Annotated in this window: 17 protein-coding genes and 1 pseudogene; 11 read left to right on the forward strand and 7 right to left on the reverse strand. The window is 71.3% G+C overall.

Features of this window, described 5'->3' with window-relative positions:
* Positions 1–6: 6 nt before the first annotated feature.
* Positions 7–1,674, reverse strand: coding sequence for an ABC transporter substrate-binding protein (locus AB0E94_RS44720; protein ID WP_360340011.1), 1,668 nt, complete (start codon positions 1,672–1,674; stop codon positions 7–9).
* Positions 1,675–1,881: 207 nt separating this feature from the next.
* Between AB0E94_RS44720 and AB0E94_RS44725 the strand changes: the two genes are divergently transcribed.
* Together AB0E94_RS44725 and AB0E94_RS44730 are read left to right on the forward strand one after the other, a co-directional pair.
* Positions 1,882–3,252, forward strand: coding sequence for a cellulase family glycosylhydrolase (locus AB0E94_RS44725; RefSeq protein ID WP_360340014.1), 1,371 nt, complete (start codon positions 1,882–1,884; stop codon positions 3,250–3,252).
* A gap of 104 nt (positions 3,253–3,356) precedes the next feature.
* The gene (locus AB0E94_RS44730) at positions 3,357–4,970 is read left to right on the forward strand and encodes a methyl-accepting chemotaxis protein (protein WP_360340017.1); all 1,614 of its coding nucleotides are present in this window, start codon (positions 3,357–3,359) and stop codon (positions 4,968–4,970) included.
* Positions 4,971–5,258: 288 nt separating this feature from the next.
* On the opposite strand, the pseudogene AB0E94_RS44735 reads toward AB0E94_RS44730, so the two are convergent.
* Positions 5,259–5,381, reverse strand: a pseudogene (locus tag AB0E94_RS44735) (ClpX C4-type zinc finger protein); the annotation flags it as partial.
* Between the two features lie 40 nt (positions 5,382–5,421).
* Positions 5,422–5,868, reverse strand: coding sequence for a hypothetical protein (locus AB0E94_RS44740; RefSeq protein WP_360340020.1), 447 nt, complete (start codon positions 5,866–5,868; stop codon positions 5,422–5,424).
* 80 nt (positions 5,869–5,948) lie between these two features.
* On the opposite strand from AB0E94_RS44740, the gene AB0E94_RS44745 reads away from it, so the two are divergent.
* From AB0E94_RS44745 to AB0E94_RS44760, 4 genes are all read left to right on the forward strand, one after another.
* Positions 5,949–7,346: an ATP-binding protein gene (locus AB0E94_RS44745; RefSeq protein WP_360340023.1), complete on the forward strand. Its 1,398-nt coding sequence runs from the start codon at positions 5,949–5,951 to the stop codon at positions 7,344–7,346.
* Between the two features lie 10 nt (positions 7,347–7,356).
* Positions 7,357–7,728, forward strand: coding sequence for a YccF domain-containing protein (locus AB0E94_RS44750; protein WP_360340096.1), 372 nt, complete (start codon positions 7,357–7,359; stop codon positions 7,726–7,728).
* 303 nt (positions 7,729–8,031) lie between these two features.
* Positions 8,032–8,370 (forward strand): hypothetical protein, encoded by a 339-nt coding sequence (locus tag AB0E94_RS44755; protein ID WP_360340026.1) that lies wholly within the window; start codon positions 8,032–8,034, stop codon positions 8,368–8,370.
* A 63-nt stretch (positions 8,371–8,433) separates the two neighbouring features.
* Positions 8,434–8,997 (forward strand): alpha/beta fold hydrolase, encoded by a 564-nt coding sequence (locus AB0E94_RS44760; protein ID WP_360340029.1) that lies wholly within the window; start codon positions 8,434–8,436, stop codon positions 8,995–8,997.
* 5 nt (positions 8,998–9,002) lie between these two features.
* Here the strand turns inward: AB0E94_RS44760 and AB0E94_RS44765 are convergent, their stop codons facing one another.
* From AB0E94_RS44765 to AB0E94_RS44775, 3 genes are read right to left on the reverse strand one after another with little or no spacing between them, the layout of a single operon-like run.
* Positions 9,003–9,212 carry a dodecin gene (locus AB0E94_RS44765; protein ID WP_360340032.1) on the reverse strand — a complete coding sequence of 70 codons (210 nt, stop codon included), beginning with the start codon at positions 9,210–9,212 and terminating at the stop codon, positions 9,003–9,005.
* Between the two features lie 41 nt (positions 9,213–9,253).
* Positions 9,254–10,123 carry a LysR family transcriptional regulator gene (locus tag AB0E94_RS44770; protein ID WP_360340035.1) on the reverse strand — a complete coding sequence of 290 codons (870 nt, stop codon included), beginning with the start codon at positions 10,121–10,123 and terminating at the stop codon, positions 9,254–9,256.
* Entirely contained in the window at positions 10,123–12,585 is a 2,463-nt protein-coding gene (locus AB0E94_RS44775) for a LuxR C-terminal-related transcriptional regulator (RefSeq protein ID WP_360340038.1), read from the reverse strand. Before AB0E94_RS44775 ends, AB0E94_RS44770 begins: the two co-directional genes overlap by 1 nt.
* Before the next feature lie 270 nt (positions 12,586–12,855).
* Here AB0E94_RS44775 and ppk2 point away from each other — a divergent pair, with 270 nt between their 5' ends.
* The 5 genes from ppk2 to AB0E94_RS44800 all read left to right on the forward strand — a co-directional run bounded on the left by ppk2 (position 12,856) and on the right by AB0E94_RS44800 (position 17,925).
* A complete protein-coding gene (gene ppk2 / locus AB0E94_RS44780) occupies positions 12,856–13,716 on the forward strand; it encodes a polyphosphate kinase 2 (RefSeq protein ID WP_360340041.1) in 861 nt (286 codons plus the stop codon).
* Between the two features lie 155 nt (positions 13,717–13,871).
* Positions 13,872–14,411, forward strand: a complete 540-nt coding sequence (locus AB0E94_RS44785) for a GrpB family protein (protein WP_360340044.1) — start codon at positions 13,872–13,874, stop codon at positions 14,409–14,411.
* Positions 14,412–14,456: 45 nt separating this feature from the next.
* Positions 14,457–14,978 carry a PadR family transcriptional regulator gene (locus AB0E94_RS44790; RefSeq protein WP_317793099.1) on the forward strand — a complete coding sequence of 174 codons (522 nt, stop codon included), beginning with the start codon at positions 14,457–14,459 and terminating at the stop codon, positions 14,976–14,978.
* 20 nt (positions 14,979–14,998) lie between these two features.
* On the forward strand, positions 14,999–15,682 hold the full coding sequence (locus tag AB0E94_RS44795) for an ABC transporter ATP-binding protein (RefSeq protein ID WP_360340048.1): 684 nt from the start codon (positions 14,999–15,001) through the stop codon (positions 15,680–15,682).
* On the forward strand, positions 15,679–17,925 hold the full coding sequence (locus AB0E94_RS44800) for an ABC transporter permease (protein WP_360340051.1): 2,247 nt from the start codon (positions 15,679–15,681) through the stop codon (positions 17,923–17,925). The genes AB0E94_RS44795 and AB0E94_RS44800 overlap by 4 nt, the downstream gene beginning before the upstream one ends.
* A 39-nt stretch (positions 17,926–17,964) precedes the next feature.
* Here AB0E94_RS44800 and AB0E94_RS44805 read toward each other — a convergent pair whose 3' ends face one another.
* Positions 17,965–20,994 (reverse strand): BTAD domain-containing putative transcriptional regulator, encoded by a 3,030-nt coding sequence (locus AB0E94_RS44805; RefSeq protein WP_360340054.1) that lies wholly within the window; start codon positions 20,992–20,994, stop codon positions 17,965–17,967.
* Positions 20,995–21,143 lie beyond the last annotated feature (149 nt).

A 21,143-nucleotide genomic window follows, 5' to 3' on the forward strand; every position in this document is an offset into this window, starting at 1 on the left:
CCGGGGCTACTTGGCGGGCTGGAGGTTGGCCAGGACGATGCCGTTGTCCCAGATCTTCCAGGAGGCGGGCAGCGCGTACTTGTTGTCGTTGGTCGGCCAGCCGGTGGCGCGGCTGGTGTTGAACTCGGTGAGCAGCGAGTTCACGTAGATCGGGATGTACGGCAGGTCCCGCACGATCTCCTTCTGGATGATCGTGTACTGCTCCTTCTGCGCGGCCTCGTCGTTGGTGCCGCCGGCGATGTCGAGCGCGGCGTCGACCACCGGGTTGCTGTAGCGGGCGAAGTTGCCGCTGGTCTGGGCCGCCTCACCGACCTTGGCGGTGGTCACGGTGGCGTATTTGGCCTGGTAGGTGTGGTACGGGTTGGAGTTGGCGCCGAGCCCGATGGAGTCCAGGGAGAGCTGGTAGCGGCCCTGCACCTGGTTGTTGTTCCACTCGTTCCAGGACAGCTGGGTCGGCTTGAGCTCGATGCCGGCTTCCTTGAGCTGCTGGCCCATGGCGTCGTTGAGCGAGATGAAGTCGCTCCAGCCGGTGACGGTCTGGATGGTCAGCGACAGGCGCTGGCCGTCCTTGGCCCGGATGCCGTCGCCGCCCTTGGCCCAGCCGGCCGCGTCGAGGATCTGGTTCGCCTTGGCCACGTCCGGGGTGCCGGGCACGGTCACCTGGGTCGGGTCGGTGATCCATTTCTTGTCGCGCTCGGGCAGCAGCAGGGTCGGCGAGGCGACTCCGGCGTACCCGCCGCCGGCGAGTTTGTTGAGCTGGTCGCGGTTGAGCGCGTGGTAGATGGCCTGGCGCACGGCGGTGTCGGTCTGCGGGCCGGAGCATCCGTAGGCGGTGCTCGAGCACGTGAAGATCGACGCGGTGAGGACCGGCGTGTTCACGTACGACAGGTCCTTGTGGTTCTTCAGCAGCTGGTCCAGGCCGGGCAGGAACGAGCTCATCCAGTCGACCTGACCGGCGGTGAGCGCCGCGCTGGCGGCGTCGGCGGTGGCCAGCGAGATGTAGCGGACGTTCTGGATCTGCGGTTTGCCGGGCTGCCAGTAACTCGGGTTCTTCTCCAGGACATAGCTCTGCGAGGAGAAGGACTTCAGCTTGTACGGGCCGGTGCCGACCGGGTTCGGGTTGATGGTCTTCGCCGGGTCGTCGATCGCGCTCCAGACGTGCTCCGGGACGATCGGGGTGTGGCCGATGATCGACGCCTCGTCGGTGAACGACTTGGTGCCGAAGGTGAGCACGGCGGTCTTGTCGTCCTTGGCCACCGAGGACTTGAGGTCCAGGCCGGTCGCGTTGATCGCCTTGGTGCGCCGGATCAGGTCGAAGGTGAACGCCACGTCCTTGGCGCTGAACGGCTTCCCGTCGTTCCAGGTGACGCCCTCACGGGTGGTGATGGTGAGCTCGGTGCCGTCGGCGTTCCACTGGTAGGCGGTGCCGAGCATCGGCTGCGGCGGCGCCTCGCTGGCCACGTTGTACCAGAACAGCGCCTCGTGCATGGTGCCGTTGGTGGGCTGGAGCTGCGTCGGTGAGAACGGATTCCAGTTCTCCACGATGGTGCCGTTCGCGCCGTTGAAGATGGTGATCGAGCTGTTCGCGGCGTCCGGTTTCGCGTCGCCGTCGGAGCTGGAGCATCCGGCGAGCGCGAGCATCACCGCGGCAGCCGCCGCGACGGTCTTCTTCATCGGCGGGTTCCTCGTTCCAACGCAGGGATCAACTTCGATGTGGCTCATTATTAAGCGGCTTAAGTTTGCGATGTCAAGCGCGGGTTCTCATCGAAGATCATTAGCCTTCTGCCTCTTGACCGGCTTAGTTAAGTCCTTTTAGATTCTCGACGACCGTCCCCCGACATCTGTCCGTCGCCGTCCCCTGACGGACAGGGAGGAATCCCCATGAAAGCCAAATGGTGGGGCGGCCTCGCGGCCGTCCTGACCGCCGCCGCGGCGGTCCTCACCCTCGCCCAGCCGGCACAGGCCGCCGCCGGGTTCACCGTCTCCGGCACCCGCATCCTGGACGCCAACGGCAACACGTTCCTGATGCGCGGGGTCAACCACGCGCACACCTGGTACGCGAGCCAGACCAGCAAGTCACTGGCCGACATCAAGGCCCTCGGCGCCAACACCGTCCGGGTGGTGCTCGCCAGTGGCCAGCGCTGGACCGCGAACTCGGCCTCCGACGTCAGCAACGTGATCACCCAGTGCAAGGCCAACCGGCTGATCTGTGTGCTCGAGGTGCACGACACCACCGGGTACGGCGAGCAGTCCGGCGCGGCCACCCTGGCCCAGGCCGTCGACTACTGGATCTCCGTCAAGAGCGCCCTGACCGGCCAGGAGAACTTCGTCATCCTGAACATCGGCAACGAGCCGTACGGCAACGGCACCGCCTCGACGAACTGGACCGCCGACACCAAGTCCGCGATCAGCCGCCTGCGGGCCGCCGGGTTCCAGCACCAGATCATGGTGGACGCGCCGAACTGGGGCCAGGACTGGCAGTTCATCATGCGCGACAACGCCGCCTCGGTCTTCGCCGCCGACCCCAGCCGCAACACCGTCTTCTCCATCCACATGTACGGCGTGTTCGACACCGCCGCCGAGATCAACGACTACCTGGGCCGCTTCCAGTCGGCGGGACTGCCGATCGTGGTCGGCGAGTTCGGGCACAACCACTCCGACGGCAACCCCGACGAGGACACCATCCTGGCCACCAGCCAGCAGCTCGGCATCGGATACCTGGGCTGGTCGTGGTCCGGCAACGGCGGCGGCGTCGAATACCTCGACCTGGTCACCAACTTCGACCCGGCCCAGCTGACCAGCTGGGGCCAGCGGCTGTTCAACGGCGCCAACGGCATCAAGGCCACGTCGAAGGAGGCCAGCGTGTTCGGCGGGACCTCGTCCCCGTCGCCGAGCAGCCCCTCCCCGTCGAACCCGCCGTCGAACTCGCCGTCGCCCAGCAACCCGCCCGCCGGTGGGTGCACCGCCACCTACGCGGTCACCAACTCGTGGACCGGCGGCTTCCAGGGCAACGTCACCGTCAAGGCGGGCAGCAGCGCGGTCAACAGCTGGACCGTGACGTGGACCTGGCCCAACGGGCAGCGCTTCACCAACACGTGGAACGCCACGGTGACCACCTCGGGTGAGACGGTCACCGCCCGCAACGCCTCCTACAACGGCAAGCTGGCCGCCGGCGCCGAGACGAGCTGGGGCTTCACCGCCTCCCGCGGGACAACCAACAACAACCCGGCTGTGACCTGCGCCGCAGCCTGAGCGTGGAACGGCGCCGCGGGCCGTCCCCGTGGCGCCGTTTCCCTCAGTCCGATGATCACTGCGCCGAGAGGAAGGCACACACATTCATTAGGAGAAGAATTCCGATGCGTCTCGGTGACATCAGTGTCGGCAAACGACTCGCCGTTTCGTACTGCGCCCTGACCGCTCTCATCGTCACCTCGGCCGGCGCCGGGTGGTGGGGGCTGCGGCAGCAGGCCGCCGCCGAGCGGCAGATGGCGGGCCTGGAACAGACTCGCGACGACGTGCAGGCCGTCAAGTACAACGCCGCCGACGTGACCGGCTGGCAGGCTCTCTGGATCGGTGACGTCGCGGCCTACGGATACCAGCAGGCCACCGGCGCGGACGGCTACAACCGGCAGGGCGAGCTCAAGTCGAAGAAGGCCGTCTACGACGGTCTGAAAGCGACGGACACCGCCGGCATGACCGACGCCGAACGAGCCCTGTTCGACCAGCTCGAACCGGCCTGGGACGACTTCTTCACCTGGGACGACACGCTGAACGAGTGGTTGTCCGCGAACGACAAGGCGGCCATCGCCAAGACGATGGACAGCGTCAACGGCGGCGACGCCTCCAAGGCCTACGTCAAGATCCTCGACATCACCGCGGAACTCGACGAATCCGTCAACGCCCGGGCCGCGGCACTGCGGGCCGAGGTCGATCGGGTACGGACGACCGCCCTCACCATGCTCGGCGTGGCGCTCGCGCTGGCTGTCCTGGTCGCGGTGCTGATGGGCGTCTGGGTCACCAGGTCCGTGGTCGGCCCGCTGGCCACCGTGGTCGCGGCCCTGCGCCGCCTGGCCGACCGCGACCTGACCGTCAGCGTCGACCTGAAACGCCGCGACGAGCTGGGGCGCCTCGGCGAGGCGGTGAACGAGACCGCGTCGTCACTGCGCGAGACGGTCTCCGCCATCGCCGGGCACGCGAGCGCGGTCGCCGGCGCGTCCCAGGAGCTGTCGGCGGTGTCCGAGCAGATCGCCGACGCCAGCACCGAGATGGACACCCAGGCCGCGACGGTCGCCACGTCGGCCGGTCACGTCTCCGGCAACGTGCACACCCTGCAGGCCGGCAGCGCCGAGATGAGCCAGGCGATCGACGAGATCGCCCGCAACGCCGGTGAAGCGGCCCGCGTCGCCGGCGAGGCGGTCACCGTCGTCGACCGGACCAACCGGACCGTGTCCAAGCTGGGCGACTCGTCGGCCGAGATCAGCGCCGTGGTCAAGATGATCACGGCGATCGCCGAGCAGACGAACCTGCTCGCCCTGAACGCCACCATCGAGGCGGCCCGGGCCGGTGAGCTCGGCAAGGGCTTCGCGGTGGTGGCCGGTGAGGTCAAGGAGCTGTCCCAGGAGACCGCGCGGGCCACCGACGAGATCGCCCGGCTGGTCAAGGCGATCCAGTCGGACTCGCACGAGGCGGTCGGCGCGATCGGCCAGATCGGCGACGTGGTGGCCCGGATCAGCGACTTCCAGACCCTGATCGCCGCCGCCGTCGAGGAGCAGACCGCCACCACCAGCGAGATGACCCGCAACGTGGCCGAGGTCGCGGACGCCAGCGCCGACATCGCCGGCAACATCGCCGGGGTGGCCGGTGCGGTCGGCGCCACCACGACGGTCGCCACCAAGGCCCGGGAGAACGCCGGCAACCTGAGCCGGACCAGCAACGAGCTGCGCGAACTGGTGTCCGGCTTCACCCTCTGACCCTGGCCCTGACCCTGGCCTTGCTCCTGCGGCGCGGCGCCCTCACTCCTCGCCGGAGAACCGCTCCCACGCCGACTGGCGGGTGATCTGCAACGCGGCCCCGATCCGCGCCCAGGTCACCCGCCGCTCGCGCAGGATGGTGACCAGCCGCTGGAGGCTGGCCTCGGTCTGCACGCCGACCGCGGCGATGCGCGGCAGCACCTCGAGGATCTGCTCGTCGGTCATCGACTCCTCCCACACCGGCAGAGGTGTGGACGGCTCGTCCGGCGCACGTTGCTGCTCGATGCCGAGCACGTCGTTGCAGAGCCCGACGCACTCGTTGCAGATGTAGACGCCGGGCCCGGCGATCAGCTTCTCGACCGCATCGGCCGGCTTGGCACAGAACGAACAGTTGAGCTTGACGTCGGTCATCACGCCCCCCTCGGGCACTGTCAGGCACATCCTGACAGCGTCAGGCTACACCTGACACACGCGCGGCCGGAAGGGCGGCCGGGCGACGGTCCGGGAGCAGGAGCAGAACCGCGAGCAGCAGCATCGCGGCCAGGGCGACCACGTTGCCGATCCGGTCGGCGACCGGGAACACGCCCAGATGGAAGGCATGCCAGAGGAAATGCTGGGCGGTGAAGACGGTCCAGGCGCCGCCGGTCACCCGTAGCGCGGACGGGGTGGGCCGGCGCAGCGCCCAGACGCTCAGCACCAGCAGGGCCAGGAACAGGCCGCCCACGTCGCGGGTCAGGTGCTCGTTGTACGGGCCCAGCGCAGACACCCAATGCCGTCCGGGAAGCGGGAAGTCGTTGTGGAACGAGAGCGGAAAGGCCGCGGCCCAGACGCCGAGGACCGCCGCCGAGACGGCCAGCATCGCGGCGGCGAGGCGCTTGGTGGAGATCGGGATGCTCATGCCACAGGGACGAGGCAGCCCAGCGGTACGTGACAGTCCGATCCGACACCTCCATGAATCACCAGCTATAGGCTGAAAAGGTGGGGAAAACGTCCCGGTCGTACGTCATCGTCTCGTTCGCTGTGGTGACGGTGCTGGCGATGTTGTCGGCCGCGACACCGCCCCGCATGCTCACCTTCGGGATGCTCGCCCTCGGCCCCGCGCTCGCCGCGGCCTCGGCCAGCCCGGTCGCCGTCCTGGCGACCGGCGCCTACGCCCTGGCCGCGGCCTTCGCGATCTCCACATGGCAAGGGCTGCTCGGCACTCTCGATCAGTTCCTGCGGCTCATCGTGATGGTCACCATCACGGTCATCGGCTGGGGCCTCGCCCGGCACCACCACCGGCTGCTGGGCGTCGCGGCGGAGGCAGCACGGGAGCGGGAGATGCTCGCCGCGTTCGCCGAACAGTCGTCCGACGCGGTCATCGGCACCACCCTCGACGGGAGGGTCACCTCGTGGAACAGCGGCGCAGAACGCCTCTACGGCTACACCGCGGACGAGATGGTCGGCGGCGACGTCCGCCGGGTCCTGCCACCCGAACGCCTCGCCGTCGTCGACCACACCCTCGCCGAACTCGCCGCCGGCAAGGAGATCCACCTGGACGAGGTCCGCCGGATCCGCCGGGACGGCAGCCCGGTGACGGTGTCGGTCGCCGTGTCACCGATCCGCGACGCGACAGGCGCCATCGTCGCCGCCGCCACCACCGAACGTGACGTCACCGACAAACTGCGCCGGATCCGCGCCGAACGCATGGAGAGCCTCGGCCACCTCGCCGGCGGAGTCGCGCACGACTTCAACAACCTGCTCGCCATCATCGTCAACTACGCCGACATGATGGCCGACGAGGTCACCCCGGCCGGCGCCCGCGATCTGGCCCGCATCCGCGACGCCGCCGGCCGGGCCGGCGCGCTCACCAGCCAGCTGCTGCTCTTCGCCAAACGCGAGCCCACCGAGGTCGAGACAGTCGACCTGAACCGTGTCGTCACCGACGCGCAGGAACTGCTCGGCCGCAGCATCGGCGGCCTGATCCGGCTGACCTGCCGGCCACACCCCGAACCCGTGCCGGTACGGGCCAACCGCGGCCGCCTCGACCAGATCCTGATGAACCTCGTGATCAACGCCCGGGACGCGATGCCCGACGGCGGCGACGTGACCATCGAGACCGACCGGGTCGACACGTTCGGCAAGCTCACCGTGCGCGACACCGGCACCGGCATGACGGCCGAGGTCAAGGAGCGGCTGTTCGAGCCGTTCTTCACCACGAAACCGGTGGACCGGGGCACCGGGCTCGGGCTGTCCACGGTCTACGGCATCGTCACCGACGCGGGCGGCCAGATCAGCGTCGACTCGGCACCCGGGGCCGGCACCACCTTCGTGATCATGCTGCCGCTCGTGGCGGCGTTCTCGCCGGTGACGCTTGGCGCGGGTAGGTCATCATGAACTCGTGCGCTTGATCCTCAACATCCTCTGGTTCATCTTCGGCAGCGGCTTCCTACTCGCGATCGGCTACGGCTTCGCGGCTCTCATCTGTTTCGCCCTCATCGTGACCATCCCGTTCGGTGTCGCGTCGATGCGCCTCGCGGTGTATTCGCTGTGGCCCTTCGGCCGGACCATCGTCGACCGTCGCGACGCCGGTGTCGCCTCCGGCATCGCCAACATCCTGTGGCTCGTCCTGTTCGGCTGGTGGATCGCGCTGGCCCACGTCGCCGCGGGCGTCGCCCAGTGCGTGACGATCATCGGCATCCCGTTCGGCATCGCCAACTTCAAGCTGGTCCCGGCCGCCCTGTGGCCCCTCGGCCGGGAGATCGTCGACGTCGACTGAGGTCACGGCGGCCCGGCACGCTCTCCGGAGCGTGCCGGCCAGCGGTGCGAAACGAACCGCCACTCGGCACGTTGCAGCTTTGCCGCTGACGCGTGCCGGCCAGCGGTGCGAAACGAACCACAGCCCGGCACACTCCCGCCGCGCCCCCGCAACGTGCCGGCCAGCGGTTCGAGACGAGCCGTGGGTCGGCACATTGCCGCTTCATCGCTGACGCGTGCCGAGCTGCGGTGTGGAACGGACCATGGGTTGGCACGGTGATGGCTGGTGCCTGGGGGCGCGTGGGGGCGGGGCTATTCTGGGGCGGTGAACGTTCGCCCACACCCGACGGTTCGGTGGGCGTTCGCGGTCGTCGTCATGGTGGTGCTGCTGCTGGCGGCCAGTTCGCTGTTCTCGGCGGCGGCCCCTCATCACCGGGCCGGCGCGCAGGTGTCCACGGCGTGTGCCGATCAGCACCATGGGGGCGCGGTCACCTCCGAGCACGAGCATCAGCACGGCAACGACTGGACTCCGCGCCTCAACCAGCGGGCCCGGAGCGTGACGGTGGCCTCCGTGCCGTACCACCACGGTGAAGTTGATCTTCTGATTCCCGCCTCGGCGGTTCCCGGTGTGCTGCTGAGCCGGCTGGGTGTGCTGCGGGTGTAGGAGACGGGTCCGTCCACCCGCCACTCCCCCCGTTGCGCCTGCCGATCAGGAAGACGACCCATCGTGCACCCTCGACCCCCTCGGCGTACCACCCATACCCACGGCACGCTCGTCTACGACCGCTGGGGCTGCTCCGGCCGCCCGGTGGTGCTGCTGCACGGACTCCACTACGACCGCACCATGTGGTGGCCGATGGCCGCCGAACTCGCCGACGACATCACCGCGGTCGCCGTCGACCTGCCCGGCCACGGCGAATCGGCGCCGCGCGACCACTGCGACGTCGACGATCTGGCCCACGACCTGGCGATGCTCGTGCACGGGCTGGACCTGCGCCGCGCTCCGATCCTGATCGCGCACGCCGAGGCCGCGCACCTGTCCGAACGGTTCGCGGCCCGGTACAGCACCCAGCGCGTGGTCACGGTCGGCAGCTCCGGGCCGGCGCCCCTCGACGACGTTCCGGAGGTGTACCGGCAGTTCGCCGTACCCCATCTTGATCCGGCCCTGCCGGCCGCCTACCGTGACTGGCTCACCGGCGCCCTGCCCCGGTCGACCCACCTGGGCGCCGAGGCCTTTCCGCATCTGCGGGACCCGGCCGGGTTCGCGGCGATCCTGCACACGCTGCGGTGAACGGGTCAGTCGTCGACGCGGAACCCGAGCTTGACCAGCACCTGGTAGTGGGCGACCTCGCCGTCGACGACCTGACCGCGGATCTCCTTCGCCTCGAACCACTCGATGTTGCGGACGGTCTCGGCGGCCTTTCGCACAGCGGTACGGACGGCGTCATCGATGCTCTCCGGGCTGCTGCCGACCACCTCGGTGAGCCGGTACACGTGGTGCGTCACGACGATCCCCTCACTCTTCGGGTATATGTCCGGTTCCGACCCTATGCCAGATCGAGGAAGGCCCGCAGGAGGCCCGACTCACCGCCGGCCGGCCAGACCGCGGCCCACTGGACCGGCGGGAGTCCCGGCATCGGCAGCAGCACGACGTCGGTGCGGGGTGAGAAGCGGGCCGCGTGCTCGCCGACCGGGAAGACGCCCCGCCCGGCGGCGACCAGGGCCAGCGCCTCCGGAAAGTTGCTCGCCTCCGGCCCGGGCCGCGCCGGGCCGGGTGGGAGCCGGTAGATCCGGGACTCCTCGGCGGCCCCGGCGCGCAGCCGGATCACCGGGAAGCCGGCCAGCGCGTCGCGGGTGGCCTCGGGACTTGCGGCGAGCGGATGGCCACGGGCGACCGCGAGCACCCACGGTTCGGCGAGCAGCACCGGGCCGACCCGCATGCCGTCGACCGGCGGTGCCGTGATGAGCAGGTCCAGGTCGCGGGCGGCGTCGCCGATGCGTGTCTCGTGGACGTGGACCGTACAGCCGGGATGTCTGTCGTTGAACGTCGCGACCGCGCCGAGCAGAAGCCGTCCGGCGACCGCCCCGGCGAACCCGGCCCGCAGGGTGCCCCGGATGCCGCGGCTCGCCTCGACCGCCCGGCGGACCGCCGCCTCGATCCCGGCCACGTGCGGAGCGAGATCGCCGACCAGCCGCGCGCCGACCGGGGTCAGCCCGACGACCCGGCTGTTGCGGACGAACAGGCTCGCCCCGATCCGCCGTTCCAGGCGCTGGATGATCCGGGTGACCCGGGCGCTGGGCAGGTGCAGGCGTTCCGCGGTACGGCCGACGTGCAGCTGTTCGGCGAGGGTCAGCAGCACCTCGATCTCGTTACGGTCGAGCACGTCGGTCCCGCCGCCGCCGATGGCCGTCCGCATCAGATCAGGCCGGCCTGGCGTGCGGCGATCACGGCTTCCCGGCGGCGGCCGACACCGTATTTCCGGTAGATCGACCGCATGTGGGCCTTCACGGTGTTGACCGAGATGCCGAGGTTGACGGCGATCTCCGCGGCGGTCAGCACGGTTGGCAGGTACTGGAGCACGTCCACCTCCCGCTCGCTGAGCGGCCCGGCCGCCGGCACCCCCGGCAGCACCGGGATCTCGCCGGTGATCTCGGCGAGCACCCCGCCGCCGCCCGCCGGCCCGCGCAGTTCGGTCAGCCACTGCCGGCGCTCGGCCAGGACCAGCACCCGCTGGGCGTCGTAGGTCCGGAACGGGCGGCGGATCCGCTCCGGCTCGGCGATCGCGAGCGCGCGGGCCAGCGCCTCGCTCGCCACCGAGCTGCGGCCCTGACTGTCGGCGGTGAGCGCGGTGAGGATCCAGGCGCCGACCGCGGACACGCGGTCGGAGCCGTCCCGGACCCGGCCGAGCAGGGTCTCGGCGGCTGCCGCGTTGCCGGTGGCCTGGAAGGCGCGGGCCAGGCAGAGCTGCTCGGCGGGCAGCAGCCCGGCCCGGCCCCGGTAGCGGGCCAGCACCATGCCCGAGTCGCCGAGCATCAGGCGGATCTCCGCGTCGGCCAGCGCGAGCAACCGGTTGAGCAGCGGCGCGGACACCGGCGGGCCGATCTCGGCGGCGATCCGGGACAGCACCGCCCCGGCCGCGGCCGGCTCGCCGCGGTCGGTGAGCAGGCGGACCCGGACCAGCCCGGCCAGCACCGACTGGGCCACCTCGGGCCGTTCGCCGATCGCGTGCAGCGCCTTGCGCAGCTGCTCCTCGGCCTCGGCGTCCCGGCCACGCTCGGATTCGACGAGAGCCCGGGCCAGGTACGCCGGGCCCATCGCCATCCGGTACTGCACATCGAGGCGCCGGGCGATCTGGTCGGCTGCGTCGGCGTGCCGCTCGGACTCGCGCAGAGCGCCCTGCACGAAAGCGAGCTGGGCCAGCAGCGCCAGCGAGTTGATCTCGAAGAGCGGCACGTCTGCGGTGCGGGCCGAACCGGTGGCGGCCCACAGGTAGCGGTCGGCGTGGTCGAGGCGGCCGGTCCAGAGCAGTCCGGCGCCCTTGCAGTTGAGCATCATCGCGCGGTACTGGGTCAGCGCCGGGAGCTCGTCGAAGGTGCGCCGGGCCAGGTCGTTCAGGGCGGTGGTGCTGGTCTCGATCAGCTGGGTCATCTCGCCGCGCCAGCGCACCACCGAGGTGGCCCGGAGCACGGCGAGCGCTGCGCCGACCTCGGTGCGGGCCGCGTCGTCGCGGCCGGCGAGCAGCGCCTCCGCGGTGGCCACGGCGCGGGGCATGGCCGCGTGGTCGCCGTGCGCGTACACCAGGATCGCCCCGCACACGGCCAGCTCGGCCGAGTCGGACAGCCGCTCCAGCGGGACGCGCCGGAGCACCTCGACCAGTTGTGGACGGTCGGCCGAGGTGAACAGGGGCAGGCCGCGCCGGACCACATACCGCGCGGTCATGTCCCAGTCACCGGATTCCGCGGCGTGCACGATGGCGGTGAGCACGCTGCCGTTCTTCACGTGCCAGGCGGCCGTGGCGCGGTGCAGCCGCGCCGGTTCGGCGGGCCGCCGGCGGGCCAGGCGCCGGCGCAGCGCCGACCGGAACAGCGGGTGGTAGCGGAACCAGCGGTCGTCGCCGCAGCGCTCCACGAACAGGTTGCGCTGGACCAGGTGTTCCAGTATCCGGTGGCCGTCGTGGTCGCCGGTCAGCGCGTCGGCGAGATGCCCGCAGATCCGGTTCGGGATGCTGGTCCGCAGCAGGAACTCCCGGGCCCGGTCGTCCAGGCCGGGCAGCACCTCACGGATCAGGTACTCCTCGGCGATCTCGTCGGCGGCGGCCGGGTCCGGGGTGTCGAGGAGGAGCCGGAGCCCGGCCGGCCAGCCCTCGGTCCGGCGGACCAGTTCGGCGAGGTCGTGCCGGCTCCGGTCGCGCCGCAACTCGGCCGCTTCGTCGAGCTGGAACCCGAGGTCGGCCGCCCCGATCTCGGTGAGGTCGCCGCTGATCCGCAGCCGGTGCAGTGCGAGGTCCGGCCGGCGGCGGCTGATCAGCACGAACCGCAGCCGCTCGGACCGGCGCTGGACCATGCCGGCGAGGATGCCGAGGACCCGCTGGTCGGTGATCGCCTGGAGATCGTCGAGGATCAGCACGCCCGGGTCCCCGTCGCGCAGCGCCAGCTCCAGGTCGGCCCGGAAGTGATCCGGGTCGTTGTGCCGGGCGTCCAGGGTGAGCCATCCGGCCGCCCGTTCGGCCGCCCAGGCCTCGGCCAGAGTGGTCTTGCCCCAGCCCGGCCCGGCACAAATCAGCGTCACCGCCCGCTGGACGCCGTCGTCCAGTGCCGCGATCAACCGGGGCCGCCGGCCCACACTGCTCTCGATGCGCTGGTCCGTCCGTTCTCTCACATCGCCCCCAGACGATCTTTCCGGCCCCGGGGCAAACCGAATCACAGTGCGCGCACGGGCGGCAACCGCCGGTATTCGCGCGTTACGCCGAAGAACGCCGTTTCCCCTGCGTGCAAGTTGCAGATCAGGCGCGCAGTTCATCCGCTACGGATGAGTCCGCGACCACCCGCCGCAACGGAACGGATCACTCGGCAGGGATGACGCGTACCCGGCCCGGCCTGGCCATCCTGGGAGCGCCATGACCCGACGACACGCTGGAGGAGGCCCACCTTGGCCGAGACGACACCACCGGCGCCGCCGGATCTGGCCGCGCGATACGAACAGGCGAAACTCGAGATCAGCCGGCTCCGCCGCCGCCTCGACGCCGAGGGGATGCTCCGCCCCTGGCAGGTCGAGCTGCTGAAACTCCAGCAGCATCTGGAGGCCCAGAACCTGCGGATGATCGTGCTCTTCGAAGGGCGCGACGCCTCGGGCAAGGGCGGGGCGATCCGCCGGGTCGCGCGTTACATGAACGCGCGGCACTGCCGGGTGGTCGCGCTCGGCCGGCCGACCGCCGAACAGCGCTCGCAGTGGTATTTCCAGCGTTACGTGGCCGAGTTCCCCACCGGCGGTGAGCTCGTCCTGTTCGACCGGAGCTGGTACAACCGCGCGATGGTGGAACGGGTCTTCGACTTCTGCACCGCCGACGAATACCACCACTTCCTGCGCGGGGTCACCGGCTTCGAGAAGGACCTGACCAGGCAGGGGACGATCCTGGTCAAGCTCTACTTCAGCGTGACCCGCCAGGAACAGGCCCGGCGGTTCGAGCGCCGCCGCACCGATCCGCTGCGCCAGTGGAAACTCAGCGAGATCGATCTCCAGGCCCAGGATCGATGGGACGACTTCACCAACTTCAAATACGAGATGCTCAGGTGTACGGACACCCGCCCCGCGCCGTGGGTGATCATCCGCTCCAACGACAAGCAGCTCGCGCGGCTGAACGCGATGAAGGTCATCCTCGGGGCGGTCGACTACAAGGACCGCTCGGCCGATCTGGACTTCACGCCCGACCCGCGGATCGTCGTCACCGGGGCGGACGAGGTGGCGCTGATGCAGGCGGAACGGCGGCGTCTCGGCCGGTTCACCGGGTAGATCAGGCCGCCCACCGGCGGCTTCCGGCTCGCGGCGGCCGCCGGCTTCCACCTCGCGCCGGCCGCCGGCTCCCGCCTGGCGCTTGCCGCCGGCTTTCCTCTCGTGCCGGCCGACGGTGTGGCCCTGAAGTGTGCGGGTCATCGGAAAATGCCTCCATGAGCATCGAGGTCATCGAATACGACCCGGCGTGGCCGGGCATGGCGGCGGACGCGATCAGCGAGCTCCGGCCGGTGCTGCACGGCGCCGTGTCGGCGATCGAGCACATCGGCTCGACAGCCGTCCCCGGGCTGGCCGCCAAACCGACGATCGACCTGATGGCGGCGGCGGCCGATCTCGGCGAGGTGGGCCGGCGCGCGGACGCCCTGGCCCGGCTCGGCTACCAGCGACACACCAACGGCATGGCCGACCGCCTGCTCTACATGCGTTTCGTGGCGGGCCGGCGCACCCACATCCTGCACGTGGTGAGCGCGGACAGCTGGCCGACCCGCAATCAGCGGATCCTGCGCGACTATCTGCGGGCCCACCCGCGGGAGGCCGCACGTTACGCCGAACTGAAGCGGGACCTGGCGGAGGCGGGCACGCACCCTGGTGACTACGCACGGGCGAAGACCGCGCTCATCCAGGAACTGACCGACCGGGCCCGCGCCGAACGTGGCCTGCCCTCGATGCCGGTCTGGGAGAAGGAGCAGCGCTGAGCTGGGTATGCACACGGTTTATACATGGTGTGTATAGTAGCGCACATGTCAGTCACCTTCGCTCTGCTGGGCCTGTTGGAAAACGGGCCACGCCACGGCTACGACCTGAAGCGCACCTATGACGACACCTTCGGGCGTGACCGGGCGCTGCACTACGGGCAGGTCTACTCGACGATGGCCCGCCTGCTGAAGAACGGTCTGGTCGAGGTCGAGTCGGAGCCGGGCGACGGCCCCGACCGCAAGCGCTACGCGATCACCCATGCCGGCGTCACCGACGTGGCGGAGTGGATCGGCCGGCCGGAGAAGCCGGAGCCCTATCTGCAGAGCACCCTCTACACCAAGGTCGTGCTGGCGCTGCTGACCGGCCGCGACGCCAACGAGGTGCTCGACTCCCAGCGCGCCGAGCACCTGCGGATGATGCGGGAGCTGACCCGGCGCAAGAGCGACGGCGACCTCGCCGACGAGCTGATCTGCGACCACGCCCTGTTCCACCTCGAGGCCGACCTGCGCTGGCTGGAGCTGACCGCCGCCCGCCTGGATCGTCTGGCCGCCCGCGTCCGCCCGTGAATCCCCAGGGAGTTGCCACGATGACCGATCAACCGCTGCTGGTCGCCGAGAGTCTGCGGCTCAACTTCGGCGAGACCAAGGCGCTCGACGACGCCTCCCTGCACGTCTGGCCGGGTGAGGTGGTCGCGCTGATGGGCCCGTCCGGCTCCGGCAAGTCGACTCTGCTGCACTGCCTGGCCGGCATTCTGCAGCCCGAGTCGGGCCGGGTCGGCTACGACGGCCGTGACCTGACCGCGATGTCCGACAGCGAGCGCAGCGCCCTGCGGCGCGGCGAGTTCGGGTTCGTCTTCCAGTTCGGGCAGCTCGTGCCGGAGCTGACCTGTGTGGAGAATGTGGCGCTGCCCCTGCGGCTGTCCGGCGCCGGCCGGCGGGCGGCGCACCGCACCGCCACCGAGTGGCTGAAGCGACTGGAGGTCGGCGAGGTGGCCGGCAAGCGTCCCGGCCAGGTGTCCGGCGGCCAGGGCCAGCGGGTCGCGGTGGCCCGGGCGCTGGTCAGCCGGCCCCGCGTGGTGTTCGCCGACGAGCCGACCGGCGCGCTCGACTCGCTCAACGGCGAGCTGGTGATGAAGTTGTTCATCGCAGCCGCCCGGGACACCGGGGCCGCGGTCGTGCTGGTCACCCACGAGGCGCGGGTGGCGGCGTATTCCGACCGGGAGGCCGTGGTGCGTGACGGCCGGGTCCGCGAGCAGGAGTATGCACGGTGACCGGCCGTGGCCGGTTCCGCCGGTGGATCTTCGAGCTCGGCCTCGGCGCCCGGATGAGCGTCGCCGGTGGCCGGGCCGGCTGGGCCAGGCTCGCGCTGATCGCAGCCGGCACCGGGGTGGGTGTCGCCCTGCTGGTGTGCATGGCCGCGCTGCCCTCCGCGCTGGAGGCGAGCAGCGCCCGCAAGGAGGCGCGCACCGAGGCGATCAACAGCGAGCGTGACCTCGCCCGCGGCGACGACACGATGCTGATCGGCCTCGCCACGACGACCTTCCGGGATGACGCGATCCACGGGCGGATGCTTCAGCCAGAGGGCTCACGGCCGCCCGTCCCGCCCGGCCTCACCACGCTCCCGAGGCCCGGCGAGATGGTGGTCTCCCCCGCTCTGCGGCAGTTGATCGCCGACAATCCGGTGCTGGCCGATCGGTGGGATGCCCGGATCGTCGGGACGATCGGCGACGAGGGCCTGACCGGTCCCGCCGATCTCGCCTTCTACCTGGGGACCGACTCGCTCACCGAGGAGACCGGCTACCGGATCGACGCGTTCGGGCACACCTTCGAGTCGGAGGGCGTGTCGCCGGTGATGGTCCTGCTCACCGCGGTCGGCATGGTCGTGCTGCTGACGCCGGTGATCGTGTTCATGGCCAGCGCCGTCCGGTTCGGCGGGGAGGCCCGTGACAAGCGCCTCGCCGCGTTACGGCTGGTCGGGTCGGATGCCGGGATGACCCGGCGGATCGCGTCCGGGGAGACCCTCGCCGGGGCCGTGCTCGGCCTGCTGGTCGGCGCGGTTCTCGCGGTCGTGGCGGCGTTGCTGGCCAACCGGTATGCGACCGGGCCGATGAGTTTCTTCCTGTCCGACATGCGCCCGGTCCCGGTGCTGGTTCTGCTGATCGCGCTGGGTGTTCCGTCGGTGGCCGTCCTGGTGACACTGTCGGCGATGCGCCGGGTCGTGGTGGAGCCGCTCGGGGTGGTCCGGCTCAGCGTCACCGTCCGGCGGCGGCTGTGGTGGCGGCTGATCCTGCCCGTGGCCGGCGTCGCCCTGCTGTGGCCGCTGAAAGACGGGCTCGGCGAGTCGTCGGGTTCGATCGAGTTCCAGGCGGCCACGGGGGTCGCCCTGCTGCTGATCGGCCTGGCGCTGCTGTTGCCGTGGCTGGTCGACGCGGTCGTGCACCGGCTCGGTGGCGGCGGTGTCGCGTGGGAGCTGGCGGTGCGCCGCCTCCAGCTGGACAGTGGCACGGCGGTGCGCGCGGTGTCCGGGATCGCGGTCTCGGTGGCCGGGGTGATCGCGGTGCAGGGCCTGGTCAGCGGCATCGAGGCGCAGGTCGGCGGCTCCGGCCCGACGTCCGCACGCACCGCGCATCACCAGATCCTGCCGAAGACGGACCTGCCGATCAGCACGTGGACCACGGCGCTCAAGGAGACGCCCGGGGTCCAGACCATCGAGCCCGTGCGCATCAACAGAGCCAGCCAGGACGGTGTGGAGGCCCTTGTCCGGATCGGGAGCTGTGCGGCGCTGGCCGGATTCGCGGACGTCTCCGGCTGCGCCGACGGCGACGCCTACGCCATCAACGTGGCCGGCAGCGGAGTCTTCGCCGTCGAGGGTGGCGGGCAATGGACGGCGCCCGCGTCCACCCGTGACGTCGTGGCGATCGACACCCTCCTCGACTACGGGCCGGTGCTGCTGATCACCCCGGCCGCGGCGGGCGACGCGTTCCCGATGGGCGAGGTGCGCTACACCGTGACCCTCGACGGCCGGAGTCCCGACGCGGTGGACCGGCTGCGTAACACGGCGGCCCGGCTGGATCCGCAGACGCTGCTGTTCGGGCCGGGCAACGACGCCGTCGCCAACGCGCTGCGCACGATCCGGCAGGGTCTGCTGGCCGGCACGATCGCGATGCTCGCCCTGATCGGGGCCAGCATGGTGGTCAACGTGGCCGAGCAGATGCGGGAGCGGCGCAAGGTGCTGGCGGTGCTGGTCGCGTTCGGGACGAGGCGGCGCACGCTCTCCGGGTCGGTGCTGTTGCAGGCGGCGGTGCCGGTGCTGCTCGGCATGACGCTGGCGATCGGTTTCGGCAGCGGGCTGTCCTCGGTGCTGATGGCGGCGGTGCAGGCGCCGGTCACGGTGGACTGGTTCGGGATCGGCACGACGTCCGGGATGGCCGCGCTGGTCGTGCTCGGGACGACGGCCGCCGCACTGCCGACCCTGCTGCGCCTGACCCGGCCAGGAAACCTGCGCAGCGAGTAACGGAGATTCGATCGGGTGCTCACCGTCGGGGCGATGTGTTCAGATCGTGCCGGCGGTGAGTTTGGCGGCCACCTTGTCGGTGTCGGGGTGGCCGATCCCGGTCATGATGCCGAGCGCGTCGCGCCACGCCTCGGCGGCCTGTTCCGGCTCGCCGGCGGCGGCGTGGTTGTCGCCGAGGCGGTGCAGGGTGTTCGCCTCGTAGACCCGGTCGCCCGTGGTGCGCCGCAGGCGGATGGCCGCACGGTAGATCTCGTCGGCCTCCCGGTACCGGCCGAGGTGGTGCAGGGCGTGCGCGAGAGTGTCGCGGGTGGCCGCCTCGCCCTGGAGGCTGCCGTGCTCGATGACGATCGGCAGGGCCTGCCGCGCGTTCCCGACCGCCTCGAGGTGCTCGCCCCGCAGGACCTGCACCCACGCGATCGAGTTCAGCACGTGCGCCTGGCCGAGCCGGTCGTCGCCGGCCACACAGTGGTCGACCGCCTTCCACAGCTGGGTGAGGGCGTGGTCGTAGCGTTCCTCCTTGTAGGAGATGCCGGCGATCCGGCGGTACACCTCGGCGAGTCCGGCGTGGTGGCCGAGCGCGGTGAAATGGATGATCGCCTCGTCGAGCCGGGTCCGGGCGTCATCGAAACGGCCGAACTCGGTGTAGGCGAGACCGAGCTGGCTGTTGGCGAAGGCCCGGCCGAGCACCGGACCGAGATCAGCGCCGGCATCCACACCAGACGAGCCGGGCGGGCCGGGCGGGCCGGGCCGGCCGGGCGGGCCGACATCCACGCCGGGGGCGTCGGCGAGCGCGTTCAGGGCCGTCTCCTGGGTCGTCACCCAGTCCGCCCAATGGCCACGCCAGTGCAGGTAGGGGCCGATCGCCCAGGCCAGCCGCCAGGTGTGGCCGGGCAACCCGGCCGACGCCGAACGGGCGACGACAGCGAGCAGGGCCGGCCGCTCCCGGGCGAACCAGGCCATGGCGCTCTGGCGGTCGGCCTCCCCGCCGACCAGCACGCCGGGCGCCGGCGCATCGATGGGGACAGGCGGCCGGGTGGCGATCCGCCGTTCGTTGGCCATCGCGGTGTGCAGGTGATGGTCGAAGAACCGGAGCAGAGCGGCGGCACGATCGGCGCCGGTGTCCACGTCGGCCGCCAGCTCGGCGGCGTAAACGGCGAGCAGGTCGTGCATCGTGTAACGGCCCGGACCGACCTGGTTGACGAGGCTGGTGCGGACCAGCTCGCGCAGCAGCGGGCGCACCTCGCGTTCCGGGACGCCGGCGAGGCTGGCGGCGGCGGTGACCGTGACGTCGCCGGTGCCGGCGTGCCCGAGCAGGCGGAACAGCCGGGCCGCGGCCGGGTCGAGGGCGTGATAGGACCAGGAGAAGACGGTCCGGACGTCGACGGCGGCGTCGTTGTTCGCGAAGGCGTCCAGCCCGTCGTCGTCGGCCGTCAGATCGTGCAGCACCTCGGCCAGCGAGAGCGCCGGGCGCATCGCGGCGCGGGCCGCCAGCACGGCGAGCGCCAGTGGCAGGCAGCCGCAGCGGCGGATGATCTCGGCGGTGGCGCCGGGTTCCGCGTCGACCCGGTGGCGCCCGAGGCGCTGCACGAGCAGTTCGCGCGAGTCGGCCAGCGGGAGCACGTCCAGCAGCAGCGGGTGCGCGCCGTGGGTGGCGACCAGACCGGCGAGGTCGTCGCGGCTCGTGACGATGGCCAGGCAGCCGGGGTTGCCGGGCAGCAGCGGGCGTACCTGTTCGGCGTCGCGGGCGTTGTCGAGCACGACCAGGACCCGTCGCTCGGCCAGCAGGCTGCGGTAGAGGGCGGCCTGCCCGTCGACGGTCCGGGGGATCCGCTCCGGCGGCACGCCGAACGCGTCGAGGAAGTGACGCAGCGCCTCGTCGGGCCGCATCACCGAGCCGGCCGGGTCGAAACCGCGCAGGTTCACGTAGAGCTGGCCGTCGGGATAGCGGTCGGCGACCCGGTGCGCCCAGTGCACGGCTGTGGTGGTCTTGCCGACGCCGGCCATGCCGCTGATCGCGCTGATGACGAGGATGCGGGCGCCGGGCTCGGGCAACAGATCGAGCACCAGGCGCAGCTCGTCGCGGCGGCCGGTGAAGGTCGCCAGGTCCGGCGGCAGCTGAGCCGGCCGGACCGTCAGGCTCCCGGGAACGACGGGCTCGACCGGGGCCGGCACGCGGACGGGCGATGCCGGGGTGCGAAGGGCCGAGGCCGGCACGCGGACGGGCGACGCCGGGGTGCGAAGGGCCGAGGCCGGCACGCGAACGGGCGACGCCGGGGCGCGACGGGCCGAGGCCGGTTCGGTGGGCGCCGCGGGCGTGAGGATGGCCGTGTGGGCGGCCCGGAGCTCGGCGCCCGGGTCGATGCCCAGGTCGTCGGCGAGGCGGACGCGGACCCGTTCGTACCCGATCAGGGCCTCGGCCGGCCGGCCCACCGCGCCGAGCAGCAGCATGAGCCGCGCCTGCAACGGCTCGTCGAGTGGATCACGGTCGGCGGCCGCGCGGACGCCGGTGATCACGTCCTCCGGCCGGCCCGCCGCCAGCGCGCAGTCGGCGGCCTCCCGGGCGACGTCGGCGCGGGCCCGGTCGACGGCCAGGAAGAGCGGATCGGCGCGGGCCGGCGCGCTCACATTGCCGGCACACGGGCCCTGCACGAGTTCCAGCGCCTCGGCGAACCGGGCGGCCGCGCCGGCGCCGTCACCGGCGGCAAGCGTGTCCCGGGCGGCCTGGGCCAGTCGCCGGAAGCGGAGCAGGTCGACGCTGTCGCCGTCATCGGAGAACTGGTATCCGCCGGCGGACCGGAGCAGCCAGCGGCCCTGCCGGCGCGCCCCGAGCCCCGGTTCCAGCAGCCGCCGCAGCGTGCCGACGTGCCCGTGCAGGGCGTTGACCGCGGTCGACGGCGGTTCCTGGCCCCACAGCAGGTCGACGATGGCGTCCAGCCCGACCGGCCGCCCGGCCTGGGCCAGCAGCACCGCGAGAAGGGTGCGCACCTGCGGCGCGCCGAGCTGGATCTCCGTACCGTCCCGCCAGGCCCGGACCGGTCCCAGCACGGTGAATCGGAGGTCGGGCTCCATCTGTCGGGTCGTCCTCACTGTTTCCTCAGTCGATTCCGGTGTGCCCCGGCCTACCGTCCAGTCGCGACGAACCAGCGGACACCGCGCCGGGATCCTGACATTCACGGTAGGAGATCAGCCATCGTCCGCTCGGTCGTTCAAGTCGGCCC

The organism is Actinoplanes sp. NPDC026670 (genome assembly GCF_040638175.1).
Classification (GTDB): Bacteria; Actinomycetota; Actinomycetes; order Mycobacteriales; family Micromonosporaceae; genus Actinoplanes.